General features: G+C 64.9%; 15 protein-coding genes, 1 tRNA gene and 1 pseudogene. 10 read left to right on the plus strand and 7 right to left on the minus strand.

Annotated features, from left to right (window positions below):
• Positions 1-3: 3 nt before the first annotated feature.
• A complete protein-coding gene (locus QW845_RS01475; RefSeq protein WP_315800421.1) occupies positions 4-6,183 on the minus strand; it encodes a HAMP domain-containing protein in 6,180 nt (2,059 codons plus the stop codon).
• Positions 6,184-6,721: 538 nt separating this feature from the next.
• Here QW845_RS01475 and QW845_RS01480 point away from each other — a divergent pair.
• The gene (locus tag QW845_RS01480) at positions 6,722-6,913 is read left to right on the plus strand and encodes a hypothetical protein (protein WP_315799896.1); all 192 of its coding nucleotides are present in this window, start codon (positions 6,722-6,724) and stop codon (positions 6,911-6,913) included.
• 24 nt (positions 6,914-6,937) lie between these two features.
• Positions 6,938-7,069, plus strand: a complete 132-nt coding sequence (locus QW845_RS01485; protein WP_315799897.1) for a hypothetical protein — start codon at positions 6,938-6,940, stop codon at positions 7,067-7,069.
• 14 nt (positions 7,070-7,083) lie between these two features.
• On the opposite strand, the pseudogene QW845_RS01490 reads toward QW845_RS01485, so the two are convergent.
• Positions 7,084-7,736: pseudogene (locus QW845_RS01490) on the minus strand (SDR family oxidoreductase); the annotation flags it as partial.
• Between the two features lie 376 nt (positions 7,737-8,112).
• Between QW845_RS01490 and QW845_RS01495 the strand changes: the two are divergent.
• Positions 8,113-8,481, plus strand: coding sequence for a PRC-barrel domain-containing protein (locus QW845_RS01495; RefSeq protein WP_315738064.1), 369 nt, complete (start codon positions 8,113-8,115; stop codon positions 8,479-8,481).
• 84 nt (positions 8,482-8,565) lie between these two features.
• Here QW845_RS01495 and QW845_RS01500 read toward each other — a convergent pair whose 3' ends face one another.
• Both QW845_RS01500 and QW845_RS01505 read right to left on the minus strand, forming a co-directional pair.
• On the minus strand, positions 8,566-8,841 hold the full coding sequence (locus QW845_RS01500; RefSeq protein ID WP_315799898.1) for a hypothetical protein: 276 nt from the start codon (positions 8,839-8,841) through the stop codon (positions 8,566-8,568).
• 268 nt (positions 8,842-9,109) lie between these two features.
• Positions 9,110-9,265, minus strand: coding sequence for a hypothetical protein (locus QW845_RS01505; protein ID WP_315738062.1), 156 nt, complete (start codon positions 9,263-9,265; stop codon positions 9,110-9,112).
• 993 nt (positions 9,266-10,258) lie between these two features.
• Between QW845_RS01505 and QW845_RS01510 the strand changes: the two genes are divergently transcribed.
• From QW845_RS01510 to QW845_RS01520, 3 genes are all read left to right on the plus strand, one after another.
• Complete coding sequence (locus QW845_RS01510; RefSeq protein WP_315799899.1) at positions 10,259-12,295, plus strand: acyltransferase family protein; 2,037 nt, start codon at positions 10,259-10,261, stop codon at positions 12,293-12,295.
• A 149-nt stretch (positions 12,296-12,444) separates the two neighbouring features.
• Positions 12,445-12,918 (plus strand): hypothetical protein, encoded by a 474-nt coding sequence (locus tag QW845_RS01515; protein ID WP_315799900.1) that lies wholly within the window; start codon positions 12,445-12,447, stop codon positions 12,916-12,918.
• A gap of 122 nt (positions 12,919-13,040) precedes the next feature.
• The gene (locus QW845_RS01520) at positions 13,041-13,253 is read left to right on the plus strand and encodes a hypothetical protein (RefSeq protein WP_315799901.1); all 213 of its coding nucleotides are present in this window, start codon (positions 13,041-13,043) and stop codon (positions 13,251-13,253) included.
• 81 nt (positions 13,254-13,334) lie between these two features.
• Here QW845_RS01520 and QW845_RS01525 read toward each other — a convergent pair whose 3' ends face one another.
• The 3 genes from QW845_RS01525 to QW845_RS01535 form a co-directional block, all read right to left on the minus strand.
• Complete coding sequence (locus tag QW845_RS01525) at positions 13,335-13,496, minus strand: hypothetical protein (RefSeq protein WP_315799902.1); 162 nt, start codon at positions 13,494-13,496, stop codon at positions 13,335-13,337.
• 304 nt (positions 13,497-13,800) lie between these two features.
• Positions 13,801-14,640, minus strand: a complete 840-nt coding sequence (locus QW845_RS01530; RefSeq protein ID WP_315800422.1) for an FkbM family methyltransferase — start codon at positions 14,638-14,640, stop codon at positions 13,801-13,803.
• 131 nt (positions 14,641-14,771) lie between these two features.
• A tRNA-Arg gene (locus tag QW845_RS01535) sits at positions 14,772-14,848 on the minus strand.
• Positions 14,849-15,323: 475 nt separating this feature from the next.
• Between QW845_RS01535 and QW845_RS01540 the strand changes: the two genes are divergently transcribed.
• From QW845_RS01540 to QW845_RS01555, 4 genes are read left to right on the plus strand one after another with little or no spacing between them, the layout of a single operon-like run.
• Positions 15,324-20,546: an alpha-2-macroglobulin gene (locus QW845_RS01540; RefSeq protein ID WP_315799903.1), complete on the plus strand. Its 5,223-nt coding sequence runs from the start codon at positions 15,324-15,326 to the stop codon at positions 20,544-20,546.
• On the plus strand, positions 20,543-22,765 hold the full coding sequence (pbpC, locus tag QW845_RS01545) for a penicillin-binding protein 1C (RefSeq protein ID WP_315799904.1): 2,223 nt from the start codon (positions 20,543-20,545) through the stop codon (positions 22,763-22,765). Before QW845_RS01540 ends, pbpC begins: the two co-directional genes overlap by 4 nt.
• A 51-nt stretch (positions 22,766-22,816) precedes the next feature.
• On the plus strand, positions 22,817-24,559 hold the full coding sequence (locus QW845_RS01550; protein ID WP_315799905.1) for a glycosyltransferase family 39 protein: 1,743 nt from the start codon (positions 22,817-22,819) through the stop codon (positions 24,557-24,559).
• Complete coding sequence (locus tag QW845_RS01555; protein WP_315799906.1) at positions 24,560-25,351, plus strand: phosphatase PAP2 family protein; 792 nt, start codon at positions 24,560-24,562, stop codon at positions 25,349-25,351.
• Positions 25,352-25,373 lie beyond the last annotated feature (22 nt).

Raw genomic sequence — 25,373 nt, forward strand, 5'->3', positions numbered from 1 at the left:
CGTTCAGCGGTGCAGCCACATGCGAATCGCAAGAAGCAGCTGCTCGGTGTTGACGGGTTTTGCCAGATAATCGGAGGCGCCAGCTTCGAGACACTTTTCGCGGTCTCCCTTCATGGCTTTCGCGGTCAACGCGATGATGGGGAGCCGGACGAAGGCGGGGTTTTGCCTGATGACGCCGATTGTCTGATAACCATCCATCTGCGGCATCATGATGTCCATGAGGACGATCGCGATTGCAGGATTGCTCTGCACCAGGTCGATCGCTTCGCTGCCGGTGGTCGCCGTCAGCACCTTCATGCCGCGGCGTTCCAGCACGCTGGAGAGAGCAAAGATGTTGCGGGCGTCGTCGTCGACCAGCAGCACCGTCTTGCCGATCAGATCCTCGTCGGAACTGTTCAGCTTCTCGAGCATGCGCTGCTTCTCGAGCGGCAGTTCCGTAATCACACGGTGCAGGAACAACGACGTCTCGTCGAGCAGCCGCTCCGGCGATTCCACGCCCTTGACGACGATGCTCCGCGCCATCGTATGCAGTTCCGCATCCTCCTCGGCCGACAATTCCCGCCCGGTGAAGACGACCACCGGAACGCTCGACAAGAATTCGTCGGAGCGCAATTGATCGAGGACGTCGAACCCGCTCATGTCGGGCAGCCGCAGATCGAGAACCACGCAATCGCACGGGGCGCTACGCAGCGTATCGAGCGCCGCAGCTCCCGTATCCGCCGCGATGATCTCGATGTCGTCGTGATCCAACAGCTGGCGGATGCTGAGCTGCTCGGCCGCGTTGTCCTCGACGATCAGCAGCCGCTTGCGTCGCGGCTTGGCGTATTCCTTGATCTGCGACAGGGCCGCGCTGACGCCTTCTGTTGTCGTGGGCTTGCTGACAAAGGAGAAGGCGCCACGCGCCAAAGCGTGCTGGCGATCTTCGTCGAGCGTGATGATCTGCACCGGGATGTGCCGCGTCAGCGGATTATGCTTGAGCTGGCTCAGAACGGTCCAGCCGAGCATATCCGGCAGGAAGACGTCCAGAGAGATCGCGGCTGGTTGATACTGCTTGGCGAGATCCAGCGCTTCGGCGCCGCGGCCGGCGATCAGGACCTTGAAGCCCTTATCGCGCGCGAGGTCGATCAGGACGCGCGCGTAGTGTGGATCGTCCTCGACCACGAGCAGGATCGTATCGCCGGGTTCGAGATCGAGACGATCGTCCGGCGGCGGCTCGATCCCGCGCTCCGGCGCGGCCGCTTGCTGCAGGGCTGGAGGTTGAACGTAGGGAACGGGCGATGCGGGACTGACGCGCGGCGTCGTTGCGGGACCTGAATATTTGAGCGGCAGATAGAGCGTGAAGGTGCTGCCTTTGCCGGGGGCGCTCTTGAGATGGATCTCGCCGCCCAGGAGGTTGGCGAGCTCGCGGCTGATCGCGAGCCCGAGACCGGTGCCGCCATATTTGCGGCTCGTGCCGGCATCCGCCTGCTGGAACGCCTCGAAGATCAGCTTCTGCTTGTCTTGCGGAATGCCGATGCCGGTGTCCGAGACCTCGAACGCGATCACGGCCGGCGCAGTGTTGAGCACCGGATGTTCTGCGCTCCATCCGCCGAGCGCCGCAGACACCTTCAAGCGCACCCCTCCTTCGGCGGTGAACTTGAAGGCGTTCGAAAGCAGGTTCTTCAGCACCTGCTGCAAGCGCTTGGAATCCGTGACGATGCTGCGGGCCAGGTTCGGGTCGACGTCGATGTTGAAGGCGAGCAGGCGGTTTTCTGCCTCGTGGCGGAACGGACGTCCCACGGTATCCAGGAGGTTGGTGGTGAGGATCTCCTCGGCATCGACCGTCACGGTGCCGGACTCGATCTTGGAGAGATCGAGGATGTCGCTGATCAGATTGAGCAGATCGGTGCCGGCGCCATGGATGGTGCGGGCGAACTCGACCTGCTTGAGAGTGAGATTGCCGTCCGGATTCTCGGTCAGCTGCTGGCCGAGGATCAGGATGCTGTTGAGCGGCGTGCGCAGCTCGTGCGACATGTTGGCGAGGAACTCGGACTTGTACTTGGATGTCAGCGCGAGTTCGGTCGCCTTTTCCTCGAGCGCGCGGCGGGCCTGCTCGATCTCCTGGTTCTTGCGCTCGACCTCGACGTTGCGCTCGGCGAGCTGTTGCGCCTTCTGCTCGAGCTGTTCGTTGGTCTGCTGCAGCTCGCGCTGCTGGGTCTGAAGCTCCGCGGCGAGCTGCTGCGACTGCTTCAGCAGTCCCTCGGTCTGCATCGTGGCTTCGATCGAATTGAGCACGATGCCGATGGAGTCGGTGAGCTGCTCGAGGAACGTCATCTGCGACGTCGTGAATGGGCTGAGCGACGCCAGCTCGATCACCGCCTTGACCTGGTTCTCGAACAACACCGGCAGCACCACGAGGTTCTTCGGGACGGCGCGGAGCAGGGCGGAGCCCACGGGGATGACGTCGGCTGGGATCTCCGAGACCAGCCGCTGGCGTTTGTCGATCGCGCATTGCCCGATGAGGCCCTCGCCGAACTGGACATGCGTCCGGTGAGGATAGATGCCGTCATCGGCGTATGAGGCGAGCAGGCGCAGCTGTGGCGCGGACTCAGTCTCGACCTGATAGATCACACCGCGATGGGCGTTCACCAGCGGCGTCAGCTCGGTCAGCAGCAGGCGGCCGACGGTGGTCAGGTCGCGCTGGCCCTGCAGCATGTTGGTGAACTTGGCGAGGTTCGTCTTGAGCCAATCCTGCTCGGTGTTGAGGTCGGTGGTGAGCCTCAGATTGGTGATCATCGTATTGATGTTGTCTTTGAGCTCGGCCACCTCGCCGCGGGCATCGACCTGGATGGAGCGGGTGAGATCGCCCTTGGTCACGGCCGTCGCGACCTCGGCGATAGCGCGCACCTGGGACGTCAGATTGGCCGCGAGCAGGTTGACGTTGCCGGTCAGGTCCTTCCACGTGCCGGCCGCGCCGGGCACGTTGGCCTGACCGCCGAGCCTGCCCTCGACGCCGACCTCGCGGGCCACGCTCGTCACCTGGTCGGCGAAGGTCGCCAGCGTCTCCGTCATGTTGTTGATGGTGTCGGCGAGCGCTGCGACCTCGCCCTTCGATTTGACCGTGAGATTCTGCTTGAGATCGCCGTTGGCGACGGCGGTCACGACCTTGACGATGCCGCGGACCTGCTCGGTCAGGTTCGCGGCCATGAAGTTCACGGTATCGGTGAGATCCTTCCAGGTGCCGGCAACGCCCGGCACCTGCGCCTGCCCGCCGAGCTTGCCTTCGGTGCCGACCTCGCGCGCCACGCGCGTCACCTCGCCGGCGAAGGCGTTGAGCTGATCGACCATGGTGTTGATGGTGTTCTTCAGCTCGAGGATTTCGCCCTTCACGTCGACGGTGATCTTGCGCGACAGGTCGCCGCGCGCCACCGCGGTGGTGACCTCTGCGATGTTGCGGACCTGCGTGGTCAGGTTGGCCGCGAGCAGGTTGACGTTGTCGGTCAAATCCTTCCAGGTGCCGCCGACCCCGGGCACAACGGCCTGGCCGCCCAGCCGGCCCTCGGTGCCGACCTCGCGCGCGACGCGCGTCACTTCGGCCGCGAACGAGCGCAACTGCTCCACCATCGTGTTCAGGGTGTCCTTGAGCAGCAGGATTTCGCCGCGCACGTCGACCGTGATCTTCTTCGATAGGTCGCCGCCGGCGATGGCGGTCGCGACCTCGGCGATGTTGCGGACCTGCGCGGTCAGGTTCGAGGCCATGAAGTTGACGCTGTCGGTGAGGTCCTTCCAGGTACCAGCGACTTCGGGCACCTCGGCCTGGCCGCCGAGCTTGCCTTCGGTGCCGACCTCACGGGCGACGCGCGTCACTTCGGACGCGAAGGCGTTGAGCTGGTCCACCATCGTGTTGATGGTGTTTTTCAGCTCGAGGATTTCGCCCTTCACGTCCACGGTGATCTTGCGGGAGAGGTCACCGCGCGCCACGGCCGTGGTCACCTCGGCGATGTTGCGGACCTGGGCCGTCAGATTGCCGGCCATCGAGTTGACGCTGTCGGTGAGATCCTTCCAGGTGCCGGCGACGCCGGGGACGTTGGCCTGGCCGCCGAGCCGGCCCTCGGTGCCGACCTCGCGCGCCACGCGCGTCACCTCGCCCGCGAAGCGGTTGAGCTGATCCACCATCGTGTTCAGCGTCTCCTTGAGGCTCAGGATCTCGCCGCGGACGTCCACCGTGATCTTGCGCGACAGGTCGCCGCCGGCGATGGCGGTTGCGACCTCGGCGATGTTGCGCACTTGGGCGGTCAGATTGCCGGCCATCGAGTTGACGCTGTCGGTGAGGTCCTTCCAGGTGCCGGCGACGCCGGGCACCTCGGCCTGGCCGCCGAGCTTGCCGTCGGTGCCGACCTCGCGCGCCACGCGGGTGACTTCGCCAGCAAAGGCGTTGAGCTGGTCGACCATCGTGTTCAGCGTCTCCTTCAGTTGAAGGATCTCGCCGGAGACGTTGACCGTGATCTTCTTCGACAGGTCGCCCTTGGCGACGGCGGTGGCGACCTCCGCGATGTTGCGGACCTGGCCGGTCAGGTTCGAGGCCATCGAGTTGACGCTGTCGGTGAGGTCTTTCCAGGTGCCGGCGACTCCACGCACCATGGCCTGGCCGCCGAGCTTGCCCTCGGTGCCGACCTCGCGCGCCACGCGCGTCACCTCGCCGGCGAAGGCGTTGAGCTGGTCGACCATCGTGTTGATGGTGTCCTTCAGCTCCAGGATCTCGCCCCGCACATCGACGGTGATCTTCTTGGACAGGTCGCCATTGGCGACGGCGGTCGTCACCTCCGCGATGTTGCGGACCTGCGCCGTCAGGTTCGACGCCATCGAGTTGACGCTCTCGGTGAGATCCTTCCAGGTGCCGGCAACGCCGAGCACGTTGGCCTGGCCGCCGAGCCGACCGTCGGTGCCGACCTCGCGCGCGACGCGCGTGACCTCGCCGGCGAACGCGTTGAGCTGGTCGACCATCGTGTTCAGCGTCTCCTTCAACTGAAGTATCTCGCCGGAGACGTTGACCGTGATCTTCTTTGATAGATCGCCGCTGGCGATGGCGGTCGCGACGTCGGCGATGTTGCGCACCTGGGCCGTCAGGTTCGACGCCATGAAGTTCACGTTGTCGGTGAGATCCTTCCAGGTGCCGGCAACGCCCGGCACCTGCGCCTGGCCGCCGAGCTTGCCCTCGGTGCCGACCTCGCGCGCCACGCGCGTCACTTCGGAGGCGAAGGCGTTGAGCTGGTCGACCATCGTGTTGATGGTGTCCTTCAGCTCCAAGATCTCGCCGCGCACGTCGACCGTGATCTTGCGTGACAGGTCGCCGCGGGCGACCGCAGTGGTGACGTTGGCAATGTTGCGGACCTGAGCGGTGAGGTTGCCGCACATCGCGTTGACGGAGTCGGTGAGGTCCTTCCAGGTGCCGGCAACGCCGGGAACGATCGCCTGGCCGCCGAGCTTGCCGTCGGTGCCGACCTCGCGCGCCACGCGCGTCACCTCAGAGGCGAACGAGCGCAACTGATCGACCATCGTGTTGATGGCTTCCTTCAGCTGCAGGATCTCGCCGCGCACGTCGACGGTGATCTTCTTCGACAGGTCGCCATTGGCCACCGCGATTGTCACCTCCGCGATGTTGCGGACCTGGCCGGTGAGGTTGTTGGCCATCGAGTTGACGCTCTCGGTCAGGTCCTTCCAGACGCCCGTGACCTCGGGAACCTGGGCCTGGCCGCCGAGCTTGCCCTCGGTGCCGACCTCGCGCGCCACGCGCGTCACCTCGGAGGTGAAGACGCTGAGCTGCTTGATCATCGTGTTGACGATGGTCGCCGACTGCAGGAACTCGCCGCCCAGAGGCCGCCCATCGACGTCCAGCTTCACGGTCTGCAGGAGGTCGCCTTGGGCCACGGCGGCGACCGCGCGCGTCACCTCGCGGGTGGGCCATAGAAGATCGTCGATCAACGTGTTGATCGAGCTCTCCATGTCCGCCCAGGAGCCGCTGGCAATGCCGAATCGCACGCGCTGGCGCGTCTTTCCCTCCCGTCCCACGACCTGGCCGACGCGTTCGAGCTGCTGCGCCATCCGCTCGTTGGCTGCAATGATCTCGTTGAACGTGTCGGCGATCTTGCCGTCAATGCCGAGATAGTCGCCGCTCATGCGCACGGAGAAATCTCCGGAACGCATCGCCTGGAGGACACGGAGCAGATCCTGGCTGGCATCGGCCGCCTCGGCTCCGTTGCCTTGGCGACCAAACCCTTGGCGCAGGGGCATCGGACCGGCAGCAGAATCGACATCGCTCATCAAGTTCCCCCGTGGCAGACCGCCTGCCAGCAAGAATCCGAGATTCGTATAGCCGGCGGCATACAAGCCGCCGCAACTATCCAAATCAAGCCGGGACGCCGATTTCTCAGGCTTATGGAACCGGCTTCTGCTGGCACAAGCACCTCAACTCCCCTCCAGCAATAGGGTTCCAAAGGATTTAACTGCCAACGAGGACGGCCATTTCCATGGAACAACGAAGAGACGCCGTCGGAGAACCGCGGGTCGAGATCGGTAGCTCAGTCGCCGCGATGGCCTCCGAAGGCACGACGAGGAATGGTACGGGAGACAGGAGGAGGTCGGATGGCGCTGCAATGCGCGCCATGTTCCATCGAGCGCAGGGCGAATATTAATATCATGTAACAGAGTTGCACCGCTCCGCCGCGTCTACCAACTCATTGGGATGAAACAATCAGATCTTTTCAGAGAGAACGCAGACAACTGTCTTCAGCTCGCGGAGCGCGCCGACGGAGAGCCGGCGTTCCGGCGCTATCAACGGATGGCCCAGGGCTGGAACGCCCTCGCCCTCCAGCAGGATTGGCTCGATGGCGAGATTGCGCCGCTCGGAGAGCCCCGGACTGCGCTGCCCAAGTAACAAATCCGAATGGAGGAGCGTCCCATGACACCCCGCACCGTTCTCATTGCACTGCTGACGGCCTTCGGCCTGGCATCGGCCGTCGCCGCGTTCACGACGATCCGCCAGGTGCATACGGAAGCGTATTCGCTGCCGCAGCCCATCACCCGCATCTGAACCAGCGGCAGCATCAAAGCTGCCGATCCGCCCGAGGATCCATAGACCTGTCCATCGGCGTAGCTCGCGTTTGCAGCCGCCAATTGTACATGGATCGATCCGAGCTCCGCCGGTACGGCCCAGCGGGGTCTGGCCGCCGCGCGTCCAGCGTCTCCATTTCAGCTCCGCCGGAGACCTGAAGCGGGGTCCAGGTTGGCCGGGAGCGACGGCGTTACGAGTACCCTTCGGCCCGGCTGCTTGGCCAACGACTTTACGTAGTTCGTTGGCTGATCCCGGCTTGACGTGAGGGCAGGCGGCCTTGATGATCCAGAACGGGGCATGAATGTTGGCCTTCATGGTTGCATCGAAATCTTCGGAAGAGACGTCCCGGATCGACTGACGCGTCTGCTGCCGCGACGATGTCGAGTCCGCCGAGCGCTTCGATGGCCTGTTGCACCAGCCGCCGGCAGAACTCCTCGTCGCGCAGGTCGCCAGTGATGGCGACGGCCTTCCGCCCTCCCGCCCGGATCAAGGCGATGACCTCCTGCGCATCCGGCTCTTCGGTTGGGTCGTCGCTCGGCGCGTTTCGGCGAGGGCGTCAGTGCGTCCCATGCAGCAGTCGCTCCCCGGTGATCAGCGCCTTGCGCCGGCGAGGGCCTCCGAACTGCGCTGAGCCGGGTGACGCGGTCGATTCTGCGACGTGTTGGCTCAAGGAGGGAACGAACAGGCGTAGCCGGCGTCGTTACGGCGCGAACCGCGGCCGCGTCGGCGCTACCCAGCTCGGCGCGCTTGGATCACCGACAGAAGGAGCTATCCGATGACGCAGCCAAGCCAAGGCATTGTCAGGACTGAACGCGGCGAGGACCAGCCCGCCGACAAGGAGCGTGCGCAGCGGGTGCATCAGACTACATCGCCGGATGCGCCCTCGCGCGAGGCGACGCGGCATCCTTCGCAGGATCGCAAGCAACACAGCGGAGACTTGGATTCGGACTGAGCGTCCGGCGGGACTTGGGAACAGCCGGTGACGGTCGAACGTTGCCGATCCATTGGCATGGGAGGATCACATGACATCGATGCTCGATGAACGCGAATATGGCAACCTGATTGGAAGCGACAAGGTCGAAGGCACGGCCGTCTATGGCGCCGACGACACCAAGATCGGCACCATCGAACGCGTGATGATCGACAAGCTGAGCGGGCGGGTCTCGTATGCCGTCCTGGGCTTCGGCGGCTTCCTCGGGCTTGGCAATGACCACTACCCGTTGCCCTGGCAATCCCTGAAGTACGACACGCGACTCGGCGGCTACGTTACCGGCGTGACCGAGAATCAGCTGCGAGGTGCGCCGAAATATTCCGACGAGCGTGAGTGGGACTGGGGCGATGCCGGAGCAGGGCGCAAGGTCGACGACTATTACGGCGTCCAACTCGCTTAGGACCGCCGAACCCGTTCATTGCGCTGTCCAGGCCGTTGACGAACCTCGCACGTCGCGGCCATGTCAGCGCTCCCCGATGAAATCTCAGGCGGCCGGCGGCTGAGCGCTGTTTTCGGCCGCCGATCCAGCCATCATGCTGCGGCGGCTCGACAGCCAGATCGGAATCTCGCGGTAGCAGGTGCCTTTTTCATTCATCTCTGCGACCGTCCACCGGCTCGGATGCCGTTCCTTGCCGACGAAGACCCAGTCGTCGGCGGCAGGTGGCGGCTCATTCGGCCTCGTCCTCAGCCATGCCGAACGGGCTCCTTTCGGCAAGCGATCCTGCTTCATCTGATAGAGATCATATACTGGTGAACGCATGACGCTACTCGTCCTCAAGCAACCGCAATTCTCAACACCCTCAGCGTGTCGCGTCGTCGCGGCGGAATTGTGGGAGCGACGCGGCCAGGCTGTGCAAAAGCACGATCAAGCCTGTGATGGACGGTCTCTTCCATATTCTTCGCATGACACGCGTATCGCTGCGAAAAAGGCGACGCGCGGGGCCGTTCAATAACCCCGCGAGCCGGGACCGGCGCCGATTGCGTCCGGCAATGAAGAGTACCAGCCCGCGACCGGCGGACTGATCAAATCAGAAGAAAGCGTAGCTGAGATCGAGACCGTAGGTGGCGTGGAGAATGAAGCCAAACGCCGTGGCGCCGCAGAGCATCAGGATCGTGCGCAGCTTCTCGGAGTCGATACGAGTCTCTTCGAGATGGGTCGGGAGAGCCTTGATGAGTGTTGTCATTGTGGGACCTCTGTACGCGAAACGAAGACGGAGAGTGAGTTATGAAAAGTATATCTGAGGTTGTTAGATCCCGTTCTGGGGAGGTGGTTTTTGTAGAGTCCCAGAAGAGTTCTAATTGTGAAAGAGGAACCCAGCATCGTGCAGTTTTTGGGGCAAAGTTGCGGAAAGTAAATGATCAGTAAATTAAATCTGAGGTTGATATTAGTTGCGTACAGTATTGTTGCACGTCTTGGCTGCTGAAAGAAGTTGCCAAGTTGCGGCGACGCGGCGCCGCACGTTTTTAAGCATAATTCCATCGGGGAAGCGGTTTGAGTGTTCTCAGCCTGTGCGGCCCGCTGGCCGATGAGCAGTGTCCGAGCCACGACGCCAATGCGGTTGCAAAAGCAACTCGAAGTATAGAGGCGGCTCACCTCGACCTCGGCCAATTTGTGACGCGGCGTTAACGGCTATGGCAATGTCGCCACTCGCTCGCCGGCTTCTTTAGCATGACTGGTATCATGTGAGTGGTGACGACGGAAGCCGTTCGCTGAAATCTCGCAGGTGGGTGTGCTCATCAAACAACAGCCGCATAATCATCGAGCAGGGATCGCACGGGCGTCTCGTGTCGAGCCCAGTTGAGGCACCAGCGTGATGGGCAGTTCATGGATGATGGAGGAAGCGCGCGTGGCATGCCCGCCCTCCGGTGACGGCCTGGACGGATGCTGCGCGTTCTCGCTGCTCTGTCGAGCTTCCGATCACCGGTCCCATCTCAGTACCGGGATGTCCCGACCGGCCGCCCTCCTGATGCGAAGCGGATGACGCCGCAGGCGAATGGGAGCCGGGCCGCGCCCGCGATCCTCCAGCATCCCGCATGATGGGCCCCTGAGGTGGGTGCGGCAATTCGGATACACCAACCATCAACGGTATTTTCGTGTGTTTCTGCACGTTGCAATTCATTTGGCGGTATGTCAGCAGGTAACTTGTTAGGGCGAACGGCCCGCCCGGGCTGCCAGCATGACGCGTGCAAAGGTTTTAGAGTACCGTTCGGACATCGATTGGCTGCGCGCCGTCGCCGTGATTTCGGTCATTGGATTTCATTACGAGTTGCCAGGCTTTGGCGGGGGGTTTGTCGGGGTCGATATCTTCTTCGTCATCTCCGGCTATGTGATCTCCCGTCTCATCTGGACCGGCATTCAATCCAATTCCTTTTCGTTCATCGCCTTCTACGAACGAAGGGCGCGGCGCCTGCTTCCGGCGCTCTATCTGATGATCGTCGTCACCGGGCTGGTCGCGTGGTTCTTGGCGCCTCCTGGCGACTACCGGATGTTCTTCGGAAGCGCGATCTCCACGGTTCTGTTTTCGTCAAACGTCTTCTTCTGGTCGCAGACCGGCTATTTCGATCTGCCAACGATCGGGAAGATTCTGATCCACACCTGGTCATTGTCGGTGGAGGAGCAGTTCTATTTCCTGTTTCCGGTCGTGACATGGCTCTGGAGCCGGCTGTTTCCCGACCCAACGTCGAAGCCGTCACTCGGGCTGGTCATCCTCGGAACGGTCGCGCTGTGTGTGCTCGACGAGCTTTGGATCAAGCAATCGCCCTCGACCGCCTTCTACATCGCCCCGCTGCGGGCCTGGGAGTTCTTGATCGGAAGCATTGCGTTTTTCCTGCATCGATGGTCACCGGTCAGAGGCGAGACGCGCCTGGCCTTCGCGGCCTTGGGCTTGGTCTCCATGCTGCTCGCCGTGGTCACCTTCCGCGCAGAGACCCGCTTCCCGGGATTGCACGCGCTGATCCCCTGTGTCGGTGCTGCGGTCTACATCGTCGCGTTCAATCAGGAGGAGGGCAGACCCAGGCTGCCATTCAGCGAGATCGGAGCATTCCTCGGTCGTCTGTCCTATTCGCTCTATCTTTGGCACTGGCCGGTTTTCGTCCTCGGCAGGGCCGCGCTGCCGCTGGATGTTGCGACCTCAGCCGCCGCTACGGCTGGACTCCTACTGTGCTCGCTGCTGCTGGCCTATTTCTCCTATGTCATCGTCGAGCGGCCGGCGCGCGCGCGAACCGTGTGGGTCGGCGTGCGTGGCTCACCGGTGATCGCGGGCGTTGCCGCCGTCCTGTTTGCGGTCGGAATTCACGGCGTCGCGCATGACGGCTACGCCGATCGCTTCCCGCAATCACAGGCGCGAATGCTCCGGTACGATTCCCGGACGATGGAGCCGTTCTATCGGGCGCATAGCTGCTTCTTGCAGCCCGATGAGCCGGCATCGGCCTACGATTTCGAGGCGTGCCTGAAGCCGGCTGCAAACAAGCGCAACATTCTGCTCGCCGGCGACAGCCTTGCCGCGCATTATGCCTGGGCGTTGCGCAGCTACCTATCGTCCGATGCCTACCATCTTCTGCAGCTCACGTCAGGGGGCTGCCCGCCGTTTGTCGAGCTCAAGCTGCGCAGCTCGCGAAACTGTAACGACGTCAATCAGCTGCTACGCGATCAGATCAGGGCGCACCGCTTTGACGCCATCATTCTTTCCGGCAATTGGCGCGCCTATCTCGAAACTTATGGCCAGCCCCCCGCACGGCGCGTCGACGGTCATTTGAACGCGCTGCTGGTGGTCGCTCAGGAAACGGGAGTTCCAGTTCTGCTCCTCGGTCCCTCGATCGAGTTTCCAGCTCCCTTGGCGTCGACGTTGTTCAACCATGAGCAGACGCACGTCCCGATCGGCAACGCGCTGATGCCGAAAGATGCGTCGTTCGAGGCGGACGATCGTCTGCGAGAGATCGCCCGCGCGTATCCGCTCGTTCAATACGTTTCCATTCTCGGCACGATTTGCAGCAAGAGGCGTTGTCCGCTGACGATCGACGCGGAAACACCGATCGTTTGGGATACCATCCATTTCACCCCGGAAGGCTCGAGGTTCGTCGTCTCGCAACTCGCTCCGCAACTGGATGCATTCTTGCAGAGACTGGAGCAGCCCTCCGGGGCCGGGACGAACGAGATCCTGGCGGGTGACGGCCCGACGGCAACCCGGAACCCCGCTCCGTCCCGGATTCAATGATGGGAAGCGACCGAGCACGGGACCTGCGGGAGCCATGAACTTCGGCGAGTGTCGTGCGTTCCCCTGCCGTTGATGTCGGACGTTGCCTTCGCGCGGCCGTGAAAGTGGTCCAACGTCATCGGTTTCTCAAGCCGTTCGGGACGACACACATGAATCCGATCATCAAGGCGATGGCAGTGCTTGCGTGCGCCGCCTGCTGGAGCACCGCCGCGACAGCCCAATCGGTGCGCTGGAACACCTACAGGATCCCGGAGACCGGCACCTCGGTCGACATTCCGGTCTCGATCTTCAGGGACACGGCGGGCCAACCCGAGGGCTACGGCCAACGCTTCCAGACTGCCGACGGCCGCGCCAATCTGACCGTGCAGTCGATATCCAACAACGCGCAGGAGTCACCTGCGCGGTTCCTCGCCAGGAAGAACCCGCCGCCGAACATCCAATACAAGCGCGTCACCTCGCGCTTCTTCGCGGTGTCGAGCTATAAGGGCGACTACGTCTGGTACAATCGCTGCAACTTCGTTGGGGGCTATGTGCACTGCGTGCTGATCAACTATCCCCGGGCCTGGGAACGCGATTGGGACGGCATCGTCACCCGTATCAGCCTGTCGCTGAACCGGAGCTGAGCGGGGCGCCTTTAACGAAGTCTTCGGCTGGCGGCTTTGATCCACCTCAATGATGCCGTCGGGCTCCTCTGAATAAGCTTCGGCTTCATTTCAGCCGCCGCTTACAGACGAGCCAGCCCTACATGGCCGCAGCGTCCTTCACCGTACGGGCCCAAAGCGCCAGCGCGATCGCCACCATCAGGTGCCGCAGCGCGCAGGACGCGCTGCTTACGGCCAACGCCTATCTGCGTCTCGGCGCCGCCTGCGTCAGCATTGAAACGCCGGGCGGACAAAGCATGAGCCCGGATCGGCTCGATGCGTTGCTCAACGAGGCCGGTGGGCGCATCGGCTTGTGAAGCCGGACGGTCCAGCGGCCACCAATTTTCCCTGACGTGATCGTGGCGCCTGCGGAGTGGGCTTCTGAGAGCCTGTCCAGGTCAGGACGAGGACGCCTCCATGCGGTCGTCGGGCAGCGCCGTCGGCCACGAGACGTCCGAGATGTAGGGGCCGTACAAAACGTCCTGGCGCCGCTGGTAGATGATCGTGAGGGCGACAACGGCAATGAAACAGATTGCGGTCAAAATGGCCAATTCAAACATGATGCAACTCCATCGCCCCAGACGTGGCGGATGAAGGGCGCCGGCGTCAAATGGAAGCCGGCGTTAAGCTGAAGAGGAAAGCTTAATGCGCGCGGGTCATCCTGCGTCGCAGGCTGCAGGCGAACATCTAAAGCAGAACCGCTGGGCCCGCGCGGCGGAATCGCGGATCGCGAGTCCTGCCGTTTGGCGCGTACTACTCAGCGACGGTCGATTGATCGGTATCGAGCTCCGGAAACATCGCCCGGCAGCTCAGGCAATAGGACTCGAAAATGAAGCTCAGCAACGTGGACATCGGTAACCCCCATCAGTCGACGTGATGCTCGGCAACATGCCGGGGGTCTGTTTCAAGACGACTTCGTGCGCCCAGCGAAGTGGTTTCGATCGGAGCCAGGAAAGCTTCGCGGTCATAGGACATGGGCGCGCGCACGCTCCTGAAGATGAAGTTGTTGCAATAGTCCTTCCGCTTCCAGAACCATTCGCCATCGGCGCGCTGATGGATTTCCGGGTCGAAGGCAGACAACGGAAGCAATCTCCCGTGGCTCAGGAATTGGCCCTGATAGCCGAGACCCCGCAGGAACAAGAATGTCTCCTTCACCCTGTCGAGCGTCGCCAGGCGGCGGTCGCACTCGACCACGATCAACGGCCGGCATCGGCGCAAGGTGCGCTCGGCGCCGCGCAGCACGTCGAGTTCGGCGCCCTCGACGTCGATCTTGATCGCAGAGACGTTTCCGGTGTCAGGGAGATAGTCGTCAAGCGACGTCGTCTGCACCTGGATCGCCCTCGAGGTCTCGGCGGGCCGGAGCAGCGAGGCCCCGGGCTGATGCCCCTCGGGAACGAACAGGGTTTTCCTGCTGGAGCACGAATAGACGGCGCGCGGTTCGACCACGACATTGTCGAGCGAGAACCGGGAACAGAGCCGCGCCAATCGCTCGGCAAGATCCGGCTGGGGCTCGAAGGCGACGACCCGCCCCGGCGCCGACCACCGTGCCAGCCAGTAGAGAAAACTGCCCTTGTTGGCGCCGATGTCGCAAACGATGTCGCCGCGCCGGATGTGACGCCGCAACTCGGACAGCTCCGTCTTGTGGTCGCGGAATCGGGACCGCAGGATTCTGACCAGAAACCGGGATGCCTCATGCTTCGCCAACCGAGCCTCCCAACGCCATGGCCACGCGCCCGGCAAACGAAGGCAAGCCTAGTGGCGCACGCCCTGTCGCTCACGGCGATGCTTCGAAATGAACGAGCGGCGGGGCGCCACGATGGCGCTGGCGTGGCGATTGGCGATCCCAGCAGGACTCGAACCTGCAACCCGCGGAGTAGAAATCCGCTACTCTATCCAGTTGAGCTATGGGACCGTCGTCGCGAGACGAGCATCGCCGGGTGACCATCCCAAGATGAACGTCCGGAGGATGAGCGTCATGGGATGGATGCCGGAGGGCGACGTCCGGCCAGCGCGCTTTCCATAGCACGGGTCATATGAAAAATCTTCCGTTTCGCCAAGAGCGGCCGAACCCGACGGAGGCCCGGGGAGACCAAGCGGAGGCGGAGGTGGGTCTATCGCCCCATTTGCGCGTCAGCGGCGTCGGATCAGCGGCCGCCGCGGCTTGTCTGTATGCCATGTCCCGTGAATTGCCCGTCGATGAACAGATTTTCCTGTCGCATGTGCATGCCGATGATCGCGCCTGCGACGGGCCGCTCAGCGGTCCACTGCAACCTTTGCCATCAGTCCGTCACCATTTCGCGTCCATTCTCGCCACGAATCGGCCAAACACGGACATCCCTCCGCGTGTCCCGAACAGCCGCCGAAATCGCCGTCCAAGGAGCTGCCCCATGATCGGTCTGGTCCGCGCCGCCGTCCTCTGCGCCATCATGGCGCTCGGTCTTGCTTCTGCCCACGCCGCCGACAAGGCGTTCAAGCGCGACGACCTGGCGGATGCCGCAATCAAGCTGGAGGCGCAGATCAAGAGCGAGGCGGGGGCGGTGAACAAGCCGCTGGCGACCTTGCGCACGGACGCCGACGCGGCGCTTCGCCGGAACGACCTGCGCACCGGGCTGCAGATCCTCGGGCAGATCGCCACCGCGGCGCCGGATGATTCCGGCAACTGGCTGCGGCTGGCGCGCACTGTGTTGAACCAGATCAAGCCGGCCAACTCGTCGGAGCAGACTTTCCTGCTCGAGCGCGCCTCGACGGCGGCCTACATCGCCTATCAGCGCGCCGGCAATGCCGGGGAGGAGGCCGACGCGCTCGCGGTGCTCGGAAAGACCATGGCCGAGCGCAAGCTGTGGCGTCCGGCGCTGGATACGCTCAGGATGTCGCTCGAGCTCCGTGAGGTCGCCGACGTCCGCGGCCAGTATGAGCGGATGCGCGACGAGCACGGCTTCAGGCTGCTCGACTATACCGTGGATTCGGACTCGGCGAGCCCGCGCGCCTGCTTCCAGTTCTCCGAGGATCTGGCCAAGCGCACCGACTTTTCGCCCTTCGTGGCACAGGCCGGCAATGACAAGCCGGCGCTGACCTCGGAGGACAAGCAGCTCTGCGTCGAGGGACTCAAGCATGGCGAGCGCTACAACATCAATCTGCGCGCCGGCCTGCCCTCTAGCGTCAAGGAGAGCCTGCCGAAATCGGCCGAGTTCAATATCTATGTCCGCGACCGCAAGCCGTTCGTGCGCTTCACCGGCAAGGCCTATGTGCTGCCGCGCACCGGGCAGAAGGGCATTCCGCTGGTCAGCGTCAACACGCCCGCGGTCAATATCAACGTGTTCCGGATCGGCGACCGCAACCTGATCAACACCGTCATCGACAGCGACTTCCAGCGTCCGCTGTCGAGCTACCAGCTCACCGATCTCGGCAACGAGCGCGGCATGAAGGTGTGGAGCGGCGAGCTGTCGACCGCGATGACCCTGAACCAGGACATCACCACTGCCTTCCCGGTCGACCAGGCGCTGAGCGACATGCAGCCGGGCGTCTATGTGATGACGGCCGCGCCGAAGGGCCCGACCAGCGGCAACAGTGACGAGGACAGCGGCGGCCAGCTCGCGACGCAATGGTTCATCGTCTCCGATCTCGGCGTCGCCGCGTTCTCCGGCAATGACGGCATTCACGTGTTCGTCAATTCGCTGGCCTCGACCGATCCGGTCGCGCGCGCCGAGGTGCGGCTGGTGGCACGCAACAACGAGATCCTGGCGACGCGCAAGACCGACGACGCCGGCCACGTGCTGTTCGAGACGGGCCTGGCGCGTGGCGAGGGGGGGCTGTCGCCGGCGATGCTGACCGTATCGGGCGAGAAGACCGACTATGCCTTCCTCAGCCTGAAGACGTCCGCCTTCGACCTGTCCGATCGCGGCGTCGCCGGGCGCGAGGCGCCCACGGGGCCAGACGCTTTCGTCTATTCCGAGCGCGGCGTCTACCGCTCCAACGAGACGGTCTACCTCACCGCGCTGTTGCGCGACGGCAAGGGCAACGCCATGACCGGCACGCCGCTGACGCTCGTCGTCGAGCGTCCCGATGGCGTCGAGTTCCGCCGCGCCGTGCTGCCGGATCAGGGCGCCGGCGGCCGTTCGTTCAGCGTGGTGCTGAACTCGGCAGTGCCGACCGGGACCTATCGCGTCCGCGCCTTCACCGATCCGAAGGGGACGGCGGTCGGCGAGACCACGTTCATGGTCGAGGACTACGTCCCCGAGCGGCTGGAATTCGACTTGTCCTCCAAGGACAAGCAGATCAAGGCTGAGACTCCGGTGGAGGTGAAGGTCGACGGCCATTTCCTCTATGGTGCGCCGGCCTCCGGCCTGCAGCTCGAAGGCGACCTGCTGGTGACCACGGCCTCGGAGCGGCCGGGCTTCCCCGGCTATCAGTTCGGCGTCGCCGACGAGGAGAGCGCCTCCAACGAGCGCGCGCCGATCGAGGGGCTGCCCGAGACCGACGACAAGGGCGCGGCGACCTTCCCGGTCAGCCTGCCGAAGCCGCCGTCGTCGAGCCGGCCGCAGGAGGCGCAGATCTTCGTGCGCATGGCCGAGACCGGCGGCCGCGCCGTCGAGCGCAAGCTGGTGCTCCCCGTGGCGCCCAAGGCGGCGCAGATCGGCATCAAGCCGTCGTTTTCCGGCAAGAGTGTCGGCGAGGGCGACAAGGCCGAGTTCGAAATCGTGTTCGTCTCGCCCGAGGGGAAGACGCTAGCGCGCAATGGCCTGCGCTATGAGCTCCTGAAGATCGAGTCGCGCTATCAATGGTACCGGCAGAACTCCTATTGGGAGTATGAGCCGGTGAAGTCGACCAAACGCGTCGGTGACGGCGACGTCGCAATCGCCGCCAACAAGCCGGCGCAGCTGAGCTTCCAGCCGGAGGCTGGACGCTATCGGCTCGACGTCAAGTCGGCCGAGGCCGACGGTCCAGTGACGTCGCTGCAGTTCGACGTCGGCTGGTACACCGAGGGCAGCGCCGATACGCCTGACCTCCTGGAGACCTCGCTCGACAAGCCGCAGTACCAGTCGGGCGACACCATGGTGGTGACGGTGAATGCGCGCACCGCTGGCAAGCTCACGGTCAACGTGCTTGGCGACCGGCTGCTGACGACGCAGACCACCGAGGTCAAGGAAGGCACCAACCAGGTCAAGCTCGCGGTCGGCAGGGACTGGGGCACGGGCGCCTATGTCGTGACGACCTTGCGCCGTCCGCTCGATGCGGCCGCGCAGCGCATGCCGGGCCGCGCGCTCGGCGTTGCCTGGTTCGGCATCGACAAGTCGGCGCGCACGTTGAATGTCGCGCTGACACCTCCGGCACTGGTGCGGCCGGGCTCGGCGTTGAAGATCCCGGTCAAGATCGGCGGCCTCAATCCCGGCGAGGACGCCAAGATCGTCATCGCGGCGGTCGATGTCGGCATTCTCAACCTCACCAACTATAAGCCGCCGGCGCCGGACGAGTATTATCTCGGCCAGCGCCAGCTCTCTGCCGAGATCCGCGATCTCTATGGCCAGCTGATCGACGGCATGCAGGGCACGCGCGGCCAGATCCGCTCCGGCGGTGACTCCGGCGGCGCCGAGCTGCAGGGCTCGCCGCCGACGCAGAAACCGCTGGCGCTGTATTCGGGCATCGTCACCGTCGGACCGGACGGCACGGCTGAGGTCAGCTTCGACATTCCGGAGTTCGCGGGCACGGCGCGCGTGATGGCGGTGGCGTGGAGCGCGACCAAGGTCGGCCGTGCCAACATCGATGTCACCGTGCGCGATCCCGTGGTGTTGACCGCGACCTTGCCGCGCTTCCTGCTGTCGGGCGACCGCGGCACGCTGTCATTCGACGTCGACAATGTCGAGGGCGCGCCCGGAGACTATGTCGTGGCCGTGAAAGCGAGCGGTCCGGTCAAGCTGTCCGGCAATGCCAATGTGACGTTGAAGCTTGCGGCCAAGCAGCGGGGCTCATCGACCCTGCCGCTGGACGCCTCGGGCACCGGCACGGCGCAGCTCGACGTCGACATCAAGGGGCCGAACGGGCTGAGCCTCGCGCGGCATTATCAGCTCGATGTCAAGCCGGCGACACAGGTGCTGGCGCGGCGCTCGATCCGGACGCTGGCCAAGGGCGAGAGCCTGACGCTGACGTCGGACATGTTCTCCGACCTCGTGGCGGGCACCGGCACGGTGTCGCTGTCGGCGGGACTGTCGACCGCGCTCGACGCGGCGACGATCCTCAAGGCGCTCGACCGCTACCCGCACGGCTGCTCGGAGCAGATCACCAGCCGAGCGATGCCGCTGCTCTATGTCAATGAGCTCGCGGCCGGCGCGCATCTGGCGATGGACACCGAGGTCGATCAGCGCATCCGCGACTCGATCGATCGCTTGCTGGCGCGGCAGGGCTCGAACGGCTCGTTCGGCCTCTGGTCGGCCGGCGGCGATGATCCCTGGCTCGACGCCTACGTGACGGACTTCCTGACCCGCGCCCGCGAAAAGGGCTTTGCGGTGCCCGACGTGCTGTTCAAGAGCGCGCTGGATCGCGTCAGGAACTCGGTGGTCAATGCCGAGGAGCCGGAGAAGACAGGAGGCCGCGATCTTGCCTATGGCCTCTACGTGCTGGCGCGCAACGGCGCGGCGCCGATCGGCGACCTGCGCTATCTCGCCGACACCAAGCTCGGCAATCTGGCAACTCCAATTGCCAAGGCGCAACTCGCCGCCGCGCTCGCGCTGGTCGGCGATCGCGCCCGCGCCGAGCGGGTCTATGGTGCCGCAGCCGACAGCCTCGCGCCGAAGCCGGTGCTGGTGTTCGGCCGCACCGACTACGGCTCCGACCTGCGCGATGCCGCGGCGCTGGTGTCGCTGGCGGGCGAGGGCAATGCGCCGCGCGCGACGCTGACGCAGGCGGTGGCCCGCGTCGAGGCCGCGCGCGGGCTGACGCCCTACACCTCGACGCAGGAAAATGCGTGGATGGTGCTGGCGGCGCGGGCGCTCGCCAAGGAGACCTTGACGCTCGACGTGAACGGCCAGGCGGTGAAGCAGGCGCTGTACCGTAGCTACAAGGCGGCTGAGCTCTCAGGCCAGCCGCTGAAGATCACCAATACCGGCGATGCGCCGGTGCAGGCGGTGGTCTCGGTGTCCGGCTCGCCGCTGACGCCGGAGCCCGCGGCGTCCAACGGCTTCAAGATCGAGCGCGGCTACTACACGCTCGACGGCAAGCCGGCGGATATCAGAACCGCGAAGCAGAACGACCGTTTCGCTGTCGTGCTGAAGGTCACCGAGGCCAAGCCGGAATATGGGCACATCATGGTGTCGGACTATCTGCCGGCGGGGCTGGAGATCGACAATCCGCATCTGGTGTCGTCGGGAGACAGCGGAACGCTCGACTGGATCGAGGACGGCCAGGAACCGGTCAATACCGAGTTCCGCGACGACCGCTTCACCGCCGCGCTCGACCGCGCCGCGGATTCCAAGTCCGTGTTCACGGTCGCTTACGTCGTGCGCGCGGTGTCGCCCGGCAAATACGTGCTGCCGCAGGCCTATGTCGAGGACATGTACAATCCGTCGCGCTATGGTCGGACCGGGACGGGGTCCGTGGAGGTCCGCGCGGCGAAATGAGCGAGGCTGGAACGAGCGGTGATGGGCGCAGGACGGAGCCACATACTCCGTCATGCCCGGGCTTGTCCCGGGCACCCACGCTGCCTCCGCACGACGTGGATGGCCGGGACAAGCCCGGCCATGACGGGAGGAGGGGGCGGGGCGTCAAACGGCTGTTGGTGTGTACGCTCCTGTCGATCGTTGCAATCGTTCTCGCACTCACCGCCTACGCCATCTCCCTCGGCCCGCTGCCGCTGCGCGAGGCCGAGGCGCTGTCCACCACCGTCGTCGACCGCCACGGCAAGCTCTTGCGCGCCTATGCGATGGCGGACGGGCGCTGGCGGCTGCCGGTCAGCGCGAAGAAGGACGTCGATCCGACCTATCTGAAGCTGCTGTTCGCCTATGAGGACCAGCGCTTCTACGACCACCACGGCGTCGATCCACGCGCGCTGGCGCGGGCCGCGATCCAACTCGGCTCGCATGGCCATATCGTCTCCGGCGGCTCGACCATCACGATGCAGCTGGCGCGGCTGCTGGAGCCGCGACGGCAGCGTTCGCTGCACGCCAAGCTCAGGCAGATCGTGCGCGCGCTCGAGCTCGAGCATCAGAAGAGCAAGGACGAGATCCTTGATCTTTATCTGACGCTCGCGCCCTATGGCGGCAATCTCGAAGGCATCCGCGCCGCCTCGATCGCATATTTCGGCAAGGAGCCGAAGCGGCTGTCGCTGGCAGAAGCGGCCCTCTTGGTGGCGCTGCCGCAGTCACCGGAGACGCGCCGGCTCGACCGCCATCCCGAGGCCGCTCGACGCGGCCGGGACCGCGTGCTCGACCGCATGGTGTCGGAGAACGTGATCTCCGCCGAGGACGCGGCGCAGGCGAAGGCGCAAGCCGTGCCTACCTTCCGCAAGCCGATGCCGATCCTGGCGCCGCATGCCGCCGACCAGGCCTCGGCGGCCGTCAAGGGTCAGCCGATGATCCGCCTTACGCTGGATGCCTCGCTGCAGAAGGTGCTGGAGCCGCTGGCGCGCGATCGCGCCATCGCATTGGGACCAAACGTCTCGGTCGGCATCATCGTGGTCGACAATGACAGCGGCGACGTGCTCGCCCATGTCGGATCGGCCGACTATTTCGACGAGAAGCGGGCAGGGCAGGTCGACATGACTCGCGCGGTGCGCTCGCCCGGCTCGACCTTGAAGCCGTTCATCTACGGGCTCGCCTTCGAGGACGGCTTCGTGCACCCGGAGAGCCTGATCGAGGACCGCCCGGTGCGCTTCGGCTCCTATGCGCCGGAGAATTTCGACATGACGTTCCAGGGCACGGTGCCGGTGCGCAAGGCGCTGCAACTGTCGCTGAACGTACCGGCGATCGTGCTGCTGGACCGCGTCGGCGCCAGCCGGCTGTCGTCGCGGCTGAAGCAGGCGGGCGGCAATCTGGTGCTGCCGAAGGACGAGGCCCCGGGCCTCGCCATGGGCCTTGGCGGCGTCGGTGTGACCCTGCAGGACCTCGCCCAGCTCTATACCGGCTTTCCGCGGCTCGGCACCACCAGGCCGCTGCGCGAGATCATGACGGCTGACGGTGCGCAGGATAACGCCCGCGAGCCGATGCGGCTGATGGACTCGGCGGCCGCCTGGCAGGTCGGCAACGTGCTGCTGGGGACGCCGCCGCCGGAAAACGCAGCCCGGAACCGGATCGCCTTCAAGACCGGCACCAGCTACGGCTATCGTGACGCCTGGTCGGTCGGCTTCGACGGCCGCATCACGATCGGCGTTTGGGTCGGCCGGCCCGATGGTGCGCCGGTGCCCGGCCTGATCGGCCGCGTCGCCGCGGCGCCGATCCTGTTCGACGCTTTTGCCCGCAGCGGCAAGCTGCCGGCGACACTGCCAAAGGCGCCCAAAGGGGCGCTTGTCGCCAGCAATTCAAAGTTGCCAATGCCCCTTCGCCGGTTCCGGCCGGTCGGGGAATTGGTGCGGACCGGCGCAGAGCAGGCGCCGCACATTCAGTTCCCGCTGAACGGCTCCCGGATCGATGTCGACCGATCCGCGGGACGCGAGGCGTCGGTGATGCCGGTGAAAGTGTCCGGGGGCGTGCTGCCGCTGACCATGCTGGTCAATGGACTGGCCGTCGGCGAGATCGACGGCCGGCGCCAGCGCCTGATCGATCCGCCCGGGCCGGGCTTTGCCCGCCTCACCGTGATCGATGCCACGGGCGCTGCGGACACAGTTGTGGTCAGAATCCAGTGAGGGTTCGCTAAGCGGTTGTCGGCATGGCGGTTTCAGCGTATTCGGAACCCCATGGTCGAGACCTATGCCCGCCCCCGTTTTGGAGAGCCGCGCGAGCCGAAGAACCTGGTCAATCCAGGCAATCGGCTGGTGCGGATGATCGATGCCGTCACCGTGAGCCACACCAGGGCGGTGGCGTTCCTGCTCGTCTGCGGGCTGCTGTTGTTCCTGCCGGGCTTCTTCACCATCCCGCCGATCGATCGTGACGAGGCGCGCTTCGCCCAGGCGACCAAGCAGATGGTCGAGAGCGGCGATTATGTCGACATCCGCTTCCAGGACGACGTGCGCTACAAGAAGCCAGTCGGCATCTACTGGTTGCAATCGGCTGCGGTCGAGACGGCGTCGGCGATCGGGCTGCCGCGTGCGCAGCTCCGCATCTGGGTCTACCGCATTCCCTCGCTGATCGGCGCGATCGGCGCGGTGCTGCTGACCTATTGGACCGCGCTCTCTTTCGTGACACGGCGCGGCGCGGTGTTCGCCGCCCTCCTGATGTGCTGCTCGGTCCTACTCGGGGTGGAAGCCCGGCTCGCCAAGACCGACGCGATGCTGCTGTTCACCGTGGTGGCCGCGATGGGCGCGCTGGCCCGCGTCTATCTGTCGTGGCAGCGCGGCGAGGATCCGGTGCATCCCCCGTGGGGGCCGCCTGCGATCTTCTGGACGGCGCTCGCCGGCGGCATCCTGATCAAGGGCCCGCTGATCCTGATGTTCGCAGGACTGACGATCTTGGCGTTGGCGATCATGGATCGCGGCGCCGGCTGGCTGTCGCGTCTGCGCCCTCTGTGGGGGCTGATGTGGATGCTGGTGCTGGTGCTGCCCTGGTTCGTGCTGATCTTCCTGCGCGCCGGCGACACCTTCTTTGCCGATTCCGTCGGCGGCGACATGCTGAGCAAGATCGGCGCCCAGGAGTCGCATGGCGCACCGCCGGGACTTTATCTGCTGCTGCTGTTCATCACCTTCTGGCCGGGCGCGCCGCTGGCCGCAATGGCAGCCCCCGCGGTGTGGCGCGCGCGGCGCGAGCCCGGTGCGCAGTTCCTCCTGGCCTGGCTGGTGCCGTCCTGGATCGTGTTCGAGGCGGTACTGACCAAGCTGCCGCACTATGTGCTGCCGCTGTATCCGGCGATCGCCATCCTGACCGTGGGCGCGCTGGAGCGGCGGGTGCTGTCGCGCTCGTGGCTGCGCCGCGGCGCCGCCTGGTGGTTCGCGATTCCCGCCATCACCTCGGTCGTGGCCGTGATCGGCGCCATCATCGTCGCGCATCAGCCGGTGTTCCTGGCCTGGCCGTTCGTGGCGGCATCGCTGATTTTCGGCCTGTTCGCCTGGTGGCTCTATGACGATGGCCGTGCCGAGCGCTCGCTCTTGAATGCCGGCGTGGCGGCGATGTTCCTGGCGTTCGTGGTGTATGGCGCCGTGCTGCCGGCGCTGACGCCGCTGTTTCCCAGCGCGGAGATTGCGCGCGCGCTGCGCAACGTGGTTTGCGTCGGGCCAAAGGCGGCAGCGGCAGGTTTCCACGAGCCGAGCCTGGTGTTCATGACGGGAACCTCGACCCAGCTCACCGACGGCTCGGGGGCGGCCGACTTCCTCAACCAGGGCACGTGCCGCTTCGCGCTTGTCGAGCAGCGCACCGAGCGCGCCTTCGTGCAGCGCGCCGAGGCGATCGGGCTGCGCTACAACGTCGCCAAGCGGATCGACGGCTACAACATCTCGCAGGGCCGCCCGGTCTCGATCGCGATCTATCGCTCGGAGGGCACCGAATAGATGTCGGCGCCCGACACCTCTCCGTCTTCCTCAGGCTATGTCTCGCAGCTCGCGCTGGTCGGCAAATTCTCGCTGGGACGGCTGGTGCGCCGGCCTCAGACGGCGCCCGATGCAGCAAGCCGGCAGCGTCTGTGGCGCGAACTTCTCCTGCTGATTGGCATCGGTTTGGGCGCGATCGTGATCCTGATGGTTGCCTTCGATGCCTATGAGATCGGGTTGATGCCCGCCCGCGGCACCCCCAGCATGTGGCCATGGCGCATCGTCACCGAGTTCGGCCAGGATGAATACGTGCTGGGTCTGCTGGCAGTCGGCGTCATCGTGACGATCCTGATCGCGCCGCTATGGCCCGAGGCCACGCGCAGCCGCCTGCTGAATTTCGCCACCCACGTTCAGTACGCCTTCTTCGCGGTGCTGGGCTCGGTGCTCGTGGCTCAGGTGCTGAAATACATCATCGGCCGCGGCCGCCCCTTCGTCGGCGGCAAGGCGAATGCCTTCAACTTCGACCCGTTCAACGGCACACCTGCCTATTTCAGCATGCCCTCCGCGCATGCGGTGACGGCCTTTGCGCTGGCCTTCGCCGTTGCCGCCGTCTGGCCGCGATGGCGCGTTCCCGCGTTCATCTATGCCGTCGTGATCGCCCTGAGCCGGCTGGTGCTGCTGGCCCATCATCCAAGCGATGTGGTCGCCGGCGCCGTGGTCGGATTGGCCTGCGCCATGCTGGTCCGCTACTGGTTCGCAGCCCGGCGGCTGGGTTTCCGCCTGGGCAAGGACGGCCAAATCGTACCGCGCTAAAGGGGTTGATAGGCGGCCCCAA

The sequence above is a fragment of the Bradyrhizobium sp. SZCCHNS3002 genome, from assembly GCF_032377435.1.
Classification (GTDB): Bacteria; Pseudomonadota; Alphaproteobacteria; order Rhizobiales; family Xanthobacteraceae; genus Bradyrhizobium.